The sequence below is a fragment of the Marinilabilia salmonicolor JCM 21150 genome (assembly GCF_000259075.1).
In the GTDB taxonomy this organism is placed as follows: Bacteria; Bacteroidota; Bacteroidia; order Bacteroidales; family Marinilabiliaceae; genus Marinilabilia; species Marinilabilia salmonicolor.
The window spans coordinates 199,241-214,114 of the sequence record NZ_AJKI01000010.1 but is presented as its reverse complement, the minus strand read 5'-3'; the positions used below and the strand labels follow the sequence as shown (position 1 = coordinate 214,114).

General features: G+C 40.9%; 10 protein-coding genes. 8 read left to right on the top strand and 2 right to left on the bottom strand.

The features are described from left to right. Positions 1-4 precede the first annotated feature (4 nt). The gene (locus W7W_RS0106945; RefSeq protein ID WP_010663078.1) at positions 5-1,171 is read right to left on the bottom strand and encodes an ATP-grasp domain-containing protein; all 1,167 of its coding nucleotides are present in this window, start codon (positions 1,169-1,171) and stop codon (positions 5-7) included. A 287-nt stretch (positions 1,172-1,458) separates the two neighbouring features. On the opposite strand from W7W_RS0106945, the gene W7W_RS0106940 reads away from it, so the two are divergent. Together W7W_RS0106940 and W7W_RS0106935 are read left to right on the top strand one after the other, a co-directional pair. Then, complete coding sequence (locus tag W7W_RS0106940) at positions 1,459-2,274, top strand: class I SAM-dependent methyltransferase (RefSeq protein ID WP_010663077.1); 816 nt, start codon at positions 1,459-1,461, stop codon at positions 2,272-2,274. 147 nt (positions 2,275-2,421) lie between these two features. Further along, entirely contained in the window at positions 2,422-3,261 is an 840-nt protein-coding gene (locus W7W_RS0106935) for a T9SS type A sorting domain-containing protein (protein ID WP_010663076.1), read from the top strand. A gap of 75 nt (positions 3,262-3,336) precedes the next feature. Here the strand turns inward: W7W_RS0106935 and larE are convergent, their stop codons facing one another. Then, positions 3,337-4,173: an ATP-dependent sacrificial sulfur transferase LarE gene (larE, locus tag W7W_RS0106930; RefSeq protein WP_010663075.1), complete on the bottom strand. Its 837-nt coding sequence runs from the start codon at positions 4,171-4,173 to the stop codon at positions 3,337-3,339. A 225-nt stretch (positions 4,174-4,398) separates the two neighbouring features. Here larE and W7W_RS0106925 point away from each other — a divergent pair, with 225 nt between their 5' ends. The 6 genes from W7W_RS0106925 to W7W_RS0106900 all read left to right on the top strand — a co-directional run bounded on the left by W7W_RS0106925 (position 4,399) and on the right by W7W_RS0106900 (position 14,874). Continuing rightward, positions 4,399-5,205 carry a M48 family metalloprotease gene (locus W7W_RS0106925; protein ID WP_010663074.1) on the top strand — a complete coding sequence of 269 codons (807 nt, stop codon included), beginning with the start codon at positions 4,399-4,401 and terminating at the stop codon, positions 5,203-5,205. 455 nt (positions 5,206-5,660) lie between these two features. Beyond that, positions 5,661-7,637 carry a sensor histidine kinase gene (locus tag W7W_RS22835; RefSeq protein ID WP_025006875.1) on the top strand — a complete coding sequence of 659 codons (1,977 nt, stop codon included), beginning with the start codon at positions 5,661-5,663 and terminating at the stop codon, positions 7,635-7,637. A gap of 239 nt (positions 7,638-7,876) precedes the next feature. Continuing rightward, positions 7,877-8,260 carry a response regulator gene (locus W7W_RS0106915; RefSeq protein ID WP_025006876.1) on the top strand — a complete coding sequence of 128 codons (384 nt, stop codon included), beginning with the start codon at positions 7,877-7,879 and terminating at the stop codon, positions 8,258-8,260. 653 nt (positions 8,261-8,913) lie between these two features. Beyond that, positions 8,914-11,892 (top strand): SusC/RagA family TonB-linked outer membrane protein, encoded by a 2,979-nt coding sequence (locus tag W7W_RS0106910; protein ID WP_010663073.1) that lies wholly within the window; start codon positions 8,914-8,916, stop codon positions 11,890-11,892. 11 nt (positions 11,893-11,903) lie between these two features. Beyond that, positions 11,904-13,442, top strand: coding sequence for a RagB/SusD family nutrient uptake outer membrane protein (locus W7W_RS0106905; protein ID WP_010663072.1), 1,539 nt, complete (start codon positions 11,904-11,906; stop codon positions 13,440-13,442). 34 nt (positions 13,443-13,476) lie between these two features. Then, positions 13,477-14,874 (top strand): hypothetical protein, encoded by a 1,398-nt coding sequence (locus tag W7W_RS0106900; protein WP_010663071.1) that lies wholly within the window; start codon positions 13,477-13,479, stop codon positions 14,872-14,874.

Sequence of the window (14,874 nt, the reverse complement as noted above, 5' to 3'; positions counted from 1 at the left end):
TTGTCTATAATATCAGAAACTCTTTAAGATCCGATTGCAAAATATCTTCCAGCAGTTTTCTGTTTTTGTAGCTTGTCCGGGCAAATTGAAACGCAAAAACCCCATGTTTTTTGTAATCGATCTTGCGCAACTCCAGTGGATCTTCAAAATATGTACGGAATTTTTCGTAATCAATCTTTTTTATATTATCAACAGGTATGTCCTTAGGCAAATCTGCAACCACCATGCTGAAGATATCATCGTTTTTATCTTTCAGAATGACGTTCCAGTCGGGCTGCTTTTGCTCTAAGAAAAATTCATAAACATTTATTCCGAAAGCATACCATGCAATGTCGGTTACACACCAACCTGCAAATCGCATGGGATTGACTTCAATGGGAATAATATGGTTGTTTGAATCTACTCTGAACTCAATATGCATGGGGAAACCACGTAACTCAATGAGGTCTCCCATTTTGCTCAGAAACTGTGTGAATGATTCAATGTGTTCTTCAATAATTTGTTTGGAGGTAATGTAAACCCTGTCGCTTACGTCCTCGGCAGAAGAAAATAAATGTTTCAGGATGTTCAGAATAACAGGTTTTCCGTTTTTATCGTAATAGATATCTACGGCATATTCATCTCCCGGGATTATTTCTTCAAGAATGAAGTTGGAGCCATTGATCACTTCACCGGGGAAGTTGCGTCCCAGGGAGTCGGTTTCAGATTTTAGCTTAGCCACCACTTTTTCCCATTCAGAAGCATTGTTTACTACATGCACCCCAATGCTGAAAAAACCTACAGAAGGTTTGATGATGAAAGGGTAGGGAAGTGTTTGTGAACGCAACTGATCTAATTTCTCGAAGGAGACTTCTTTAAAGAAAAAATCAGGATACATTGACCTTATGCGCTCTCTGAAACGTGCTTTGTTTTTAAAAACCATAATTAGTTCAGGGAGTCGGGTGAATCTCAGATTTTGAGTTATCCACTCAATTGAGTCCTCCGAATTGGTATAAAGCAATGGTAACTTTTTGTTACGAATGGCTTCTGTGAAAGCCTTGTCACTCAAAAGGGGAAGGTCTTTTCTGGTAGTTAGCTCTTCGGATGCGGTGTTGTTCAGCACCGGATAGTTGTTTTGAGCAATGGTGTCTTCAAGTATTTGAGAAACATATGGCTGGTTGAGTATAATCATCTTCATATTTTTTTACCGTGAGTCAAAGATAGTCGCTTACCTGATTAATTCATAAATTATCTATTACGATACTCTATTACCAGCAAAATTCAAGAGTCCTCAGTATATTTGATTTGAAAATAGATCACTATTTTCTTCCTCAAATTTGCCTGGGGGTTTCTTGATTTTTTTGGTATTTGAGCATCCCTTAACGAAAATCCGTGAATTATTCAGGCTAAAGGCGGAGAAAATGTATTTTTGGGAATAAAGCAGGTTTGAAAAAATGGACCATAAATAATCAACCCGATATGCAAAAAGGACAGATTTCTAACATTATTCGAAGCCTGAGGCTTATCAGGTTTGCTGATCGTGTAAGGTATGTTTTTCAGTTGATTAAAAACAGGAAGATTAACCGGAAGTTCAAAGTGGCAAATCCGGAGGTTGGACTTCCACCTGATTACTTAATTTATGAGTCCTTTCAAATTAATTACCATAAATACTTTGCTGAAAGCAGGGGTGTTGCCAAGTGGGTTGTTGAGAAGTTCAGACCATATGTTTGCCGGGACAATGGGAATATTTTGGATTGGGGGTGTGGTCCGGGCCGTGTTATTCGTCATCTTCCGGATTTGTTGGATGGACAATGGTCCTGCCATGGTACCGACTACAATTCAAAAAGTATTGGGTGGTGTCGCAAAAACCTTCCCGGAATTGAATTCAATAACAACAATCTGGATGCAGAATTGCTTTATCCGAATGATTTTTTTGATGTAATATACGGGCTGTCAGTTTTTACTCATTTATCCGCTGCAAAGCATCACGAATGGTTTGAAGAGCTGAATCGGGTTTTGAAGCCAGGCGGTGTAATGCTTTTTACGACACAGGGGCAGAATTTCAGGGAGAAACTTACCCCGGATGAATGTAAACGGTTTGATGCAGGAGAATTAATTGTTCGTGGTAAGGTGAAAGAAGGACATCGTACTTATTCTGCCTTTCATCCAGATTTATTTATGCTTGAGATGTTTGCAAATGCAAATGTTGAAGTGTTGGATCATGAAGTGCCTTCTCCCCTGGCGGGGCGTTCACTTCCACAGGATCTATGGATTATCCGAAAGCCGGTTTTGTAGGATCTCCGATTATTTGGGTTGTTTACATAGTTGTTGTGCTATGTGTATGATTGCTTGACATTTCAGACTGGAATGTTTAGTTTTATGCTGATAAATCAAAATCAGAAGCATTTGTTGCCTTAATTTTTAACCCAAAAACCCTAAGTTATGAATTGTACTTACCCGACTCGCCGAATTATCTCTTCACTTTTTTTCCTGCTGGTGTGTATTTCATCCTCTTTTTCGCAGACTTTAATTGATTTTAATGATGATGATAAGTGGATTCGTAGTCAAAGTGGTACATCCATTATTGGCTATGCTACTGATCACGCTTATGAGGATGGTCTTTTTCGTGCAACCGGTGGAGAAGCCTGCCGAATTACAAGTAGTGATCAGGATGGTGTACCCGGAGCCCTGGGTAATTATGCCTGGAAACTTAAAAATGTGACTGCCGTTGATTGGCGGATTACCATTGCGTCAGGGGGCGTGGGAAATTTTAGTTTGAAAATCAGACGTTGGGATGATGATCCCGGACCACATTACCAGTTGACTTATTCTGCCAACGGGGGTACTACCTGGGAAGAGTTGGCTCAGGTAACCAATGAAACACTTGATAACCTGAGTGATTGGAAAATTTTTAGTGGAAATGTCAATAGTAGTAACGATAATATTCTTATCAGACTGACTCCAACAAAAGGTACGGAACGAATAATGGTGGATGACTTTGAATGGACTTCCTATGTTGCTAATAGTAATACTTCTCCTGATGACCACAACTTGCAATTATGGCCCATTCCTGCTTCCGAAACCCTCTATGGCAGATGTGATGAAAGGCTGAGATTTGTTGAGTTAATAAATATGACAGGGACTAAAGTCAGAGAGATAAAATTGTCGGGAGATAACGAGTTTTCTATTTCTGTAAATGACCTGAACGAAGGAATCTATTTTATCCGGATGACTTACCTTACCGGAAGAGAAACATGTACCCGTATTGTTATCTTGCATTAACTACAGGTCTTTTAAATGGAACTTTTTCCGGGCAAACAGGTCGTATTTGCCCGGAAATGTTATTATTGGACTGTTTTACGGGAGTTGTTTCTTATCATTGAAGAGCACTCTGTTTAATTTTCCTGAAATCAGGCCTTCTTCATCAGCTAAGGCATCAGCAAATCCAATTTTTTGTAACGACGGAGTGAGCCGGGGCAGGGCCTTTTTTAATAGGGCTACTTCATCCCCGGGTACTTCAATGCTAACGTTCCCATTTCGATATCGCGCTCTCACATCAGAAAAACCCTCTTCATTTATTAATGCTTCCGCTTTTTCAACCATTTGTAGTTTTTTGATTGAGATGCTTTCACCGTAGGGGAACCGACTGCTCAGACAAGGGCTTGCCGGTTTGCTCCATTCATTCAGATTAAAGTGTTTTGCCATTTCCCTGATGTCTTTTTTTTCAAAGCCGCAATCTGCAAGTGGACTAAGCACACGATAATGATCAGCAGCTTTCAGCCCCGGTCGGTAATCTCCTAAATCACTTTTGTTACTTCCATTAATAATCGTATAGTCCGGAAATTTGTCTTCTTTTAGATTCCTCATTGCTGTGTAAAGAGAATTCTTGCACCAAAAACATCTGTCCTCAGGGTTTGAATTGTATCGGGGGTCATTTATTTCGCCGGGCTTTATGATCTGGTAGCTTATATCATGCACGGTACAAAACGCCACTGCCTGCTGCAAATCTCTGCGTTTAAGAGCCGGAGAATCTCCAATAACTGCTACCATCTTTGCCTTTCCCAGAAAATGACGGCTAAGAAAGGCAGCCAGGCAAGAGTCAACACCACCCGACAGGGCAACCAGAATTCCTGAATGGTTGGTGAACCATTTCTTTGTTTCTTCGTATCGTTCTGTATTGAGAGAGTTGGTCATAGCTTATTTTATTTTTTTTAGATATGCTATTAAACTGGTAGGAAAAATAAAGGAAAAATATCAAAGTTCCATGGTTTTGGTTTAATAATTGTTTTTATTTTAGACCTTTTGTGGTATCATATGGGGGGGCAGAATATTTGAAATGACCGGATATGTCCGTATGAAGTATTAAGGAAAGATGTGATAAGTTTTAATCAAACAGATTGTGAAATAAATTTTAAGAGGATGAACATCAGAAATTTAAAACTGGTTGCTGCAATGCTTTTTTTGTCAGCGTTAACGCTCTCTTGCGAAGAGGGGAAAATTAATCTATTCAGTGTAAGCCAGGATGTTGAATTTGGACAACAAATGACTCAGGAGATCCTTTCCACCCCCTCTGAGTATCCGATTCTAAGCAGAGAGGAATATCCTGAAGCTTATGCATATATCGAAGGTATGCGTGATAAACTGCTTGCCACCGGAGAGATTAAATATGCCGATGAATTTGATTGGGATGTTTATATTATAGACCAGAATGTTCTGAATGCTTTTGCTGTGCCGGGTGGAACAACTTTTTATTATTCGGGGCTGATAAAATTTCTGGACAATGAAGCTTCTTTGGCCGGTGTTATGGCCCATGAGTTTGCTCATGCGGACAAGCGACATTCAACCAACAGGATGACCAAAATGTACGGAGTTCAAACCCTGCTTTCGGTGATTGCAGGAGAAGAGACTACTGTGGTGGAGGATCTTCTTTTGCAGTTGGGAGGACAGGCAACTGCATTAGCTTTTAGCCGCGATGACGAATATGAGGCTGATGAGTCGGCTGTCAGGTATCTTTATCATACCGATTGGGATGCCAGAGGAGTGGCTGAGTTTTTTGAAAAAATGGGGACTGAATCTGATAACCCCGATTGGATGGTTTATTTTCAGACGCATCCCAACCCATCGGATCGTATTCAGAAAATAAATGAACATCATCAAAATTTGGGTGGAAAATCCGGTGAATTTTTTGAGGAAAGATATCAGGAGCTGAAAAACAGTTTGCCTTAATGTATTTCCTTTATTGCATAGTAATGCATGCGTTTGCATTCATTGAAGGCCCATTGGTGTGGTTGCTGCACCGGTGGGCTTTTTTGTTGTTAATCAGTGTGTTGTGGAGGTGTGGGGTTGAGATAATGTAGTATTAAAAAAGGGCTGCCGGTAAAACCGACAACCCTTTAACCTTAACCCTAACCCGATACAAATATATGGTAATATTCGATACGGTGCAAAATATTTCATTGCTTTTTTTGCTTTTTTTTGCTCTTTTAATCTGTCCGATGCTTAACTGTCTAAAATAGTGTTTTTTTTGAATCCAAATTAATTTTGTATCGTAATATTGGTTTGCAGATTTTTTTGATATTTATCTTCTTCAAACAACAATCATAGCAATGGTTGTTTGGTGAGTTTTTATTTAATAGTAGAGGATGCGGTGTTTTCCGCTCTTTTGAATTCAATTTTTAAGAATGGGTTATACAGGTTTTTCTGTTTCTTTAATGTCTTTGGTGAATTCTCTGGTACAATTAAAAAGCAGAGAGGATATTGTTGAAGGTTTAATTCGTGGCTTGATAACTTTATTGGGAGAGGAGGAATGCAACGAGAGTAGCATATTGACAACTGCAGAAGTTAGATCCCGGAAAATTGCCCGTGAGCAGCGGAATGCAGTGAAAGATAATGATCCGGTTGGGAACAGAGATAAATACTACCAGGTAGATTATTATTTTAATTTTTCTGAAGGGAACTTTATCCATCTCGGGTTGTCGGCGACTCTTTCGGAAGAGCAGCAATGCTTAATTCAGTCATCGGTTGATATCATCTCTTTGTTTTTAGCCGGGAATGAAAAAAAACAACCCTCCCTGGAGGAAAAAAAAGAAAATATTTATTCATCTGGAGATTCCAACGAATACGTTCAGCAATTGCAAAAGGAGATTAAGAGGCGAAAGAAGTATGAGCAGAGATTGGAGGAGAGTGAAAAACGAAATCGCATGATTCTTGAGCACAGTATGGACGCTATTTTGTTAACCAGTCCGTCGGGCTCCATTTTCTCTGCCAACAAACGTGCTTGTCAGATGTTTGGAATGACCGAAGAAGAAATTGTGAGAGCAGGCAGAAAAGGACTGGTGGATCAGGATGACCCACGATTGATGGAGTTGATAGCCATAAGAGAAAAAGAAGGTAATGTTAAAGGGCAATTATTCTTTGTTCGTAAAGATGGCACCAGGTTTGAGGGAGAATTAACGTCATCGGTCTTCCTTAATCATCATGGAGAACCCAGAAGTAGTATGATTATTCGTGATGTTACGCATCAGAAGAAGATAGAGTCGCAACTATTGTTTTTGGGTCATTCCGTTGAACAGAGTCCTTTGAGCATTGTCATTACCGACTGTCCTGGAGAAATTAAATATGTCAATAAAGCTTTTACGAAAATTACAGGTTTTGAAAAAGAGGAAGCTTTAGGACAGACTATGAGTATTGTAGATTCAGGTTTGCAGTGCCCTCTCTTTCTGGATGAATTATGGCAATCGGTGCTGGAGGGGCATGAGTGGAGCGGGGAGTTAAAGAATAAGCGGAAGAACGGTGAATTGTACTGGGAATATATTAAAATTTCTCCTGTTTGGCAGGCTTCTGGCGAAATCACTCATGTGGTATCCATCAGAGAAGATATCACTGAAAAGAAGAAGATGATTGATGATCTGGTAATTGCCAAAGAGAAAGCTGAAGAGAGTGACCGTTTAAAAACAGCTTTTCTGGCCAACGTCAGTCATGAAATTCGTACCCCTATGAACGGTATTCTGGGATTTATGGAGTTGCTTAAAATGCCGGGACTTGGAGATGAAGAAAAGGACTCTTACATTGATATGGTGAATCATAGCGGTGAGCGGCTTTTAAAAACCATCAATGATCTGATAGAGATTTCAAAAATTGAATCGGGGCAGATTTTTGCCGAATGCTCGGAGGTAAATGTCCGGGAACTATTGGATTATGCTCTTCGTCTTTTTTCACCTCAGGCACAGGAAAAAGAACTGGAGTTAAGGGTGTCTGAGATGCCGGAACCATACAGGTGCCTGATTTATGCGGATCGTGCAAAAATTGAGGCTGCGCTTTCAAATCTGATTTTTAATGCCATAAAATTTACCAATAAGGGGGAGATTGTGTTTGGAAGTTATGTGGAGGCAGAAAACCTGATTTTTTATGTGAAGGATACAGGAGTGGGAATTGCCCCCGGTCAAATGGATATAGTGTTTGATCGTTTTGTGCAAGCCGATCTGAATATGACTAAACCTTATCAGGGGACCGGTTTGGGATTATCCATCATTAAAGGATATATTGCTCATTTGAAGGGAAAAATATGGGTGGAATCGGAAGAGGGAAAAGGAAGTGTCTTTTATTTTTCGATTCCCTATCGCCCGGTCGAGGCCATTAAAACAAATCAATCCCAATAGATCAGGTTAACAATATTACTAAAGGGAATGGTTGAAACGACCATGACAATGGAATAACAAACCGCGTGTTGCTGAAGTTTTAGTGGTTCCTCTTCGGCGACGGATGGAATGCACAAGAATATGTATGTTATTCTTTCATACGAGTTTTATATGGTTTTAAGAGTAAAATATTTTCGAATAAAACAGCATGTTAAAGGATTTTTGGAAGAATCAGACCTTAACAAATAAACTCTAAAAATATGCAAACTTCAACTAAAAATGATGCTTCAAAGATTATTCTTCTTGCAGAGGATGACAAACTGAGTGTATCCTATTTCAAAGCAGTGCTTTCTGGAGAAGGCTTTGAAGTAATTCACGTTGACAATGGGATTGACGCTGTGGAGACAGTACGTAACAATCCTGACCTGAGTGTGGTGCTTATGGATATTAAGATGCCCCAAAAAAGCGGGGTTGAAGCTGCCAGAGAGATTCGAAGCTTTAATCCGGATCTTCCCCTAATTGCCCAAACCGCTTTTGCTCTGGCCGGTGATAAAGAGTCCATTCTGGACGCTGGGTTTAATGCCTACATCACCAAACCTGTTAGTCGTGAGGATCTGTTGGCTATAGTGAAACGGTTTTTGTAATGATGTAATTTGTCTGATTTTTTTAAGTTGGCAATTCGGGGCCGGCTTTGCTTTATGAACTTTAAGATAGAACAGGAGAACTATTTGGTTTTGTACCTTCTCCGTCTCTGCGTTTATTTCCTCACTTTTCCTGGGGTCTTTTATTGTATAAGAGTTGGGATTATTTAAAGATTTCACCTGGTTAACATGTATTTTCTGTGGTAGGATGGAATCCTTGATGAATCTTGTTCATGCTCTTTTGGGAATTTGGTATTCCAAAATTTATGTTCTTGTCATTCGTTTGAAACTTTGTAATTAACTGATAAAAAAAACTAATTAAAAATTTCAGAACGAATGAACCGCTTCGCTCTCACATAATATTTTTTAAACATATTCTTTTGTGATATTATGTAAGCATAATATCATGCTCGTTTTATTCTTCTCTTTTTATTTGGGGGAAATAAGTTTAATTTATTGGAAGTCAGCGTCCTGATTCTGGGTGACGTATTAAAGAAGTTGCCTGAATCCTCTTTTGATGTAACTAAGATGTAACCCTTTTCTTTAAAAGGCCTGTAAATAAAATTTACTTCGCTTTTACAATTTTAATAGTTGTTCACATATCCGTGTTCAACTTCAAAAACCTCAAAAAGTTTTGTATAACTAATTGTAAAAAAATGAAGAAAGCGAAGTTATTAAAAGGTAATTTAATCTGGAGTTTGCTCCTGCTAAGTTGTCTTTTCCTCCCTTTGCAGCAGCTATCTGCTCAGGAGACACAAATCAGGGGAACCGTGACAGATGATTTTGGAGACCCGCTGCCGGGAGCATCTGTTATAGTTAAAGGGACAACAGATGGAACCATCACCAATGTGGATGGACAGTATTCTTTGGAAGTCCCTGCTGATGCTGTAATGGTTTTCTCTTTTATCGGAATGGAGACCACAGAGGTAGCTGTGGAAGGAAAAAATGTTATTGACATTCAGATGAAAGAACAAATTGCCACTCTTGATGAGTTGGTGGTAATTGGTTATGGATCGGTAACCAGAAAAGATGTAACTACAGCCGTGTCGAGTGTTTCGGTTGATGATGTGGACGAACGGCCTATTGTCTCTGCAGCTCAGGCCATCCAGGGGAAAGCGGCTGGAGTAAATGTTTTCAAGCCCAGTGGAGAGCCCGGAGCAGGCATGGTAGTGAGGGTTCGGGGAGCAACTTCTTTTAATGGAAGTAACGACCCATTGTATGTGGTTGATGGCGTTCCGGTTGACAACATCAATTTTTTGTCTCCAATGGATATTGCCAATATTCAAATTCTTAAAGATGCCTCTTCTGCAGCCATTTATGGCTCTCGAGCTGCAAATGGCGTTGTATTAATTTCGACAAAAGAGGCAGGTGAAGGTGCGAAAGTTGCTGCAAATGTTCAGTACGGTGTTAACCAGGTAACCAACCAAATTGAGTCGTTAAATGCAGCTCAATACAAAGAATTAATGGACGAACTGCGGCCAGGGGCTATACCTGCTGGCATCATCGACAAGACCGACTGGTTTAATGAAGTTTATGGAACCGGAATCACTGAGAACTACCAGATACAGGTATCCGATGGCAATGAAAAGTCGAACTACTTTATTTCGGGAGGTTACTTAAACGAGAAGGGCGTAATCAGTTCTTCATTCTTTAGGCGTTATAATTTTAGAAGTAACCTGGAAACCCAGGTGCGCGACTGGCTAAAATTTGGAGTAAATGTATCGTATTCCGACAATACCAGCAATGGTATTACAACCGGTCAGGGATCAAATCGTGGCGGCGTGGTTTTGTCAGTGATAAACCTGCCTTCCTCAGCCACTATTAAAGATGAAGAAACAGGGTTATATAACCGCGTTTTCTTTGGTCAGAATATTACCAACCCGATTGAAGCAATCGAAAATGAGAAAAATAACCAAAACAAAGAGAACAGACTCATTGCGACTGGTAACGCTACCATTACTTTTCTGCCTGATCTTAACCTGAAAAGCTCGATGACCATAGACAGACGTAACGGCACCATAACAGGTTTTACTCCGGCAGTTCATGGACCAGACAGAGACGACTGGGGAAATGGATGGGATACCCGCAACGAAAATACGCTGTTTATTTTTGACAATGTTCTTACCTATAGTACAACATTTGCCCAAAGTCATAATGTGGAAGCAATGGCTGGTACATCCTGGACCGATTCAAAATGGTCGCAAAGTTACATTAATGGATCGCATTACAGGAACAATACCATTCAAACGCTCAATGTGGCCAATAAAATTGCATGGGACAACACAGGATCAACTGCTTCAGAATGGGGTCTTATGTCAATGTTTGGCCGATTGGCGTATAATTACGAAAGTAAGTACTTGCTGACTTTTAATGTCCGTCAGGATGGCTCTTCAAAACTGCATCCTGATCACCGCTGGGGAACTTTTCCTTCTGCTTCTGCGGCATGGAGAATTTCTTCGGAAAATTTTATGCAAGGGTTATCTTGGCTTGATGATTTGAAAATCCGTGGTGGTTGGGGACAGACAGGTAACCAGTCCGGAGTTGGCGATTATGCCTATCTGCAGCGCTACAACATCAGCCGTCAGGCATGGTTCGAGACCGGACAGGAGGATGCACTTCCGCTTATAACCCAGGCAAACCTTAGAACTTCTGACCTCACATGGGAAACCACTACTCAGTTAAATATTGGACTCGATGCAACATTGCTCAATAATCGGGTGGTATTGGCCATGGATTATTATGAAAAGCTTACCACCGACATGTTGATGAACGTGTCATTACCTGCAGGAGCTGCTGCTGCCAATAATATTGTACGCAACGAAGGCGAAATGGAGAATCGTGGATTTGAGTTTTCGGTAGATTCACGGAACTTCACAGGTATCTTCAACTGGAATACGAATTTTAACATGTCTTTCAATAAAAATGAATTGAAAAGCCTCGAATTACAACAGGTTTATTACGATGCAGAAACAACCGATGCATTCCATCAGACACGGATAGTCCGTAATGAACCAGGGCGGCCCCTGGGTGGGTTTTACGGATATATCAGTGATGGCGTTGATCCCGAAACCGGAGAACTTATGTACCGCGACATTAATGAAGATGGAAGAATAACCGCTTCCGACAAGGCCTATATTGGTGATCCGAATCCCGATTTCGTTTACGGGCTAACCAACTCTTTTTCTTACCGGGGATTTAGCCTGAACGTATTCTTGCAGGGAGCCGTTGGCAACGATATTTTCAATGCCTCGAAGGGTGATATTATGGGAATGTACGACTTGAAAAACCAATCGACAGAAGTACTCAGACGATGGCGCACACCCGGACAGATCACAGATATGCCAAAAGCCGGATATAACCTGCAGCCATCGACTTTCTTTATTGAAGATGGCAGTTATCTCCGTATTAAGGACGTGACACTTTCTTACAGTTTCAAAGGTCGTTTGCTCGACCGGTTGGGGATTTCAAAATTGCAACCGTATGTGACAGCCAGCAACCTGTATACATTTACAGACTACAGCGGAATGGATCCCGAAGTAAACCAATGGGGAAACAGTGGTGCTGTACAAGGCATTGATTGGGGAACCTATCCGCATAGTAAAACTTTCCTGTTTGGTTTAAATGTTGAATTTTAATAAGTTACAAAATGAAAGCAAAATATATTTTATTAATCTGTACTGCTTTTTTAATTGCTTCCTGTGAGCTGGATTACGACCCGTTATCAGTTTATTCGGATGTTACAGAAGGAGTTACATCGGACAGTATTCAGGTTGAATTTAAAGATAAAGATGCCGTATTAGAGCATAGGCAAACATTGCTAAACTTGTACGAAAATGGTCAGGAGCATTGGTATCTTGATATGCTGCTGCTTGCCGAAGTGCATGCTGACAATGCTTATGCCGGTTCACCAGGTGCTGAAACAACACCATTTGAGGTGAATACCATAGAGGGTTCGAACATTAACCTTAAACGTGACTGGAACGGGCACATGGCAAATATTGCCGAGACCAACAAACTAATTGAAAACATTGACGAAGTTAACGATCCGGCCCTAACCGAAGACGAAAAAAAACAGTTTAAGGCTGAAGCCAAAATACTTCGGGCAATGATCTATTTCGATATGGTAAGGATATGGGGAAATGTTCCGTTGGTAACCAAACAAGCCGGCGACATTACTTCAGAAACCGTAGAAGATGTTTATCCGGCCTACTTTCCGCCACAAACCGATGCGGTGACCATTTATCAACAAATCGAAACCGATCTTCTGGAGGGACTGGAATACGCTCCTGGAAATGATCCGGAAGATAAGACCCAATTTTCAAAATCCGTGGCAAAGGCTTTGCTGGCTAAAGTTTATGCTGAAAAACCACTGCGCGACTATGATAAAGTCATTCAATATGCCGATGAACTAGCTGCTGATGGTTTTGAGTTAGAAGAAGAATACAGCGATTTGTTCGGTGTTTTACTTAGCGATCCGAATCAGCCGCCTTCGAACGACAACAGAGCCATTGATGCAGCATTACGTAACTCAAAGGAAACCATTTACGAAGCCCAGTATTTTCCTGGAAATACCAACTGGGTAACCTGGATGTTTGGTCGTCCTCTCAACGATTGGAACTTCTACTTCACGTGGTTAAAATGGATCACCCCTTCGCGTGATTTAATCAGGGCATTTGAGAGCGAGCCCGGCGATGAACGACTTGATGAGACCGTTGTGTTCTACAATGCAGATTGGAACCTTTATTATCCTGCCGACCACTATGCCTTTATGTATAAAACCCGAAGTGCTTACAACAGCATTATCAAATTGCGCTATGCCGATGTTTTGCTGCTAAAAGCCGAGGCTTTAATTGCCAAAGGAGACTTTACAGGTGCTGCTGAAATCATCAACCAAACCCGTCGACGAGCAGGTTTGAATGATTTGCCGGCATCGGCAACTGCAAGCGAAGAAGCCATTCTAAATGCCTACCTGAAAGAACGCCGTCTTGAATTGGCAATGGAAGGCCAGCGCTGGTTCGATTTGGTTCGTCTTAATAAAGTGGAAGATGTGGTGAATGCTGTGTATGAAACAGATGAAGGACGGTTAGATTTGGTGTATCCTTACACAGAGTTATCATATATATTGCCAATTCCTCAGGACATAATCGACCAGAACCCTAATCTTGTTCAAAATCCTGGTTATTAATATTGTCGTGCAATCATTATTAAAAAAGAAAAACATGAATTCACTTTTTAAATATTTCATAATTCCGGGAATCTTTGCACTGGTATTTGCCTCGTGCGAGGACGACGAATACGGTCCCCGGAAAGAATCGGTTCCGGTTATCGAATCGGCAGCAGTTACTCCGGAAAACTTTACTTTTGGTGACTCTATTACCCTTACTGCCAGTGTTTCGGATCCTGCCACCGAGCTCACCACTCTTACATACGAAGTGGTATCAGGTAATCGCACAGTGGCATCAGGTGAAGTTCTGTTGGCTGGCGAAAGTGACGAAGTCAGCAAAAATGTGTTTGTGTCGTTACTGCCCAATCAGCAGGATAATTCAGATGTTCAGGTAAATCTTGTTGCCAGCAATATCCTGAAAGGTTCATCTACCTCTCAGGTTGATGGTTTAACGGGTAACCGCCCTATCTACAATCAGCTATATATGGTTACTGAGGATGGGGGTGTAAATATTCTTAATTCTCAGGGAGGCAATATTTTTCAGGGTAATGATCTCACGCTCGAAACATCATTTCATTTTAAAATTGCGGAACGCCTTAACGAAGACAATTCCATCGATTACAGCGGGGCTGTGTTTGGAAATGTGAATGGAAAGGTTGCAATGATTGATGATGATGGTGAGTCAGCATTTGCTTACACACCTGATGCCGATTATACCAAAGTTTTCTCTTACAATATTTTTGCCTTTGAGGTAGAAACTACAGGAAGTATGTTGGGTGAGGACGACCTGGCGTTGAGTGGCTTCGGAACAGAGGATATTAACAGCGAATCATTCAGAACACTTAGTCGTACCCTCGAAAACGGAAAAACCTACAGTTTGTTCGGTTCACTTGCCAACACTCAAAACGTTTACAATCCTGATTTCTTTGAGCGCACGGCACAAAATAAAGTGACATTTCTGGGCGAAACAGGAGAATACACGATCTATTACAACCCTGTCCGGAAAAATATTTTTGTAGGTGTTGATAACCCATCTTTCCCGGACTATTTGCTGGCATGTGGTTATGGATTGGGGTATCCTACCAAGGTATCTTCCGAAGAAATAGCTTCAGTATATCCGGGACATCAGCGCACTCACACCGACTGGGGCTTTGACCATGTAATGAAATATGTGCTGCTGCGAAGAATCGACGAGGGTGTATATCAGGGAACATTTTACACACCCGGGGATAACGATTTTTACGCAGGTTTTAAACCGTTCGAAAACACCGGATGGGGGAATGAAAAGAAAGCTGGTGATTTTACATTTACCGGTGAACAAATTATTTCCGGCGATAGCGACTGGACAATTCCAAACGGGGAGAATGATCCGGTAATTACTCCTTCCAATTACAGGTTCACAATTAATTTGAATGATAATACAGTTCACATTGAGCAGATAACACTTTATTAA

Bases quoted from the DNA above. Each gene is read 5' to 3' on its own strand.
- W7W_RS0106925 (WP_010663074.1), top strand. From the start codon at position 4,399: ATGAACATCAGAAATTTAAAACTGGTTGCTGCAATGCTTTTTTTGTCA.
- W7W_RS0106935 (WP_010663076.1), top strand. From the start codon at position 2,422: ATGAATTGTACTTACCCGACTCGCCGAATTATCTCTTCACTTTTTTTC.
- W7W_RS22835 (WP_025006875.1), top strand. From the start codon at position 5,661: ATGGGTTATACAGGTTTTTCTGTTTCTTTAATGTCTTTGGTGAATTCT.
- W7W_RS0106945 (WP_010663078.1), bottom strand. From the start codon at position 1,171: ATGATTATACTCAACCAGCCATATGTTTCTCAAATACTTGAAGACACC.
- larE (WP_010663075.1), bottom strand. From the start codon at position 4,173: ATGACCAACTCTCTCAATACAGAACGATACGAAGAAACAAAGAAATGG.
- W7W_RS0106905 (WP_010663072.1), top strand. From the start codon at position 11,904: ATGAAAGCAAAATATATTTTATTAATCTGTACTGCTTTTTTAATTGCT.
- W7W_RS0106915 (WP_025006876.1), top strand. From the start codon at position 7,877: ATGCAAACTTCAACTAAAAATGATGCTTCAAAGATTATTCTTCTTGCA.
- W7W_RS0106940 (WP_010663077.1), top strand. From the start codon at position 1,459: ATGCAAAAAGGACAGATTTCTAACATTATTCGAAGCCTGAGGCTTATC.
- W7W_RS0106910 (WP_010663073.1), top strand. From the start codon at position 8,914: ATGAAGAAAGCGAAGTTATTAAAAGGTAATTTAATCTGGAGTTTGCTC.
- W7W_RS0106900 (WP_010663071.1), top strand. From the start codon at position 13,477: ATGAATTCACTTTTTAAATATTTCATAATTCCGGGAATCTTTGCACTG.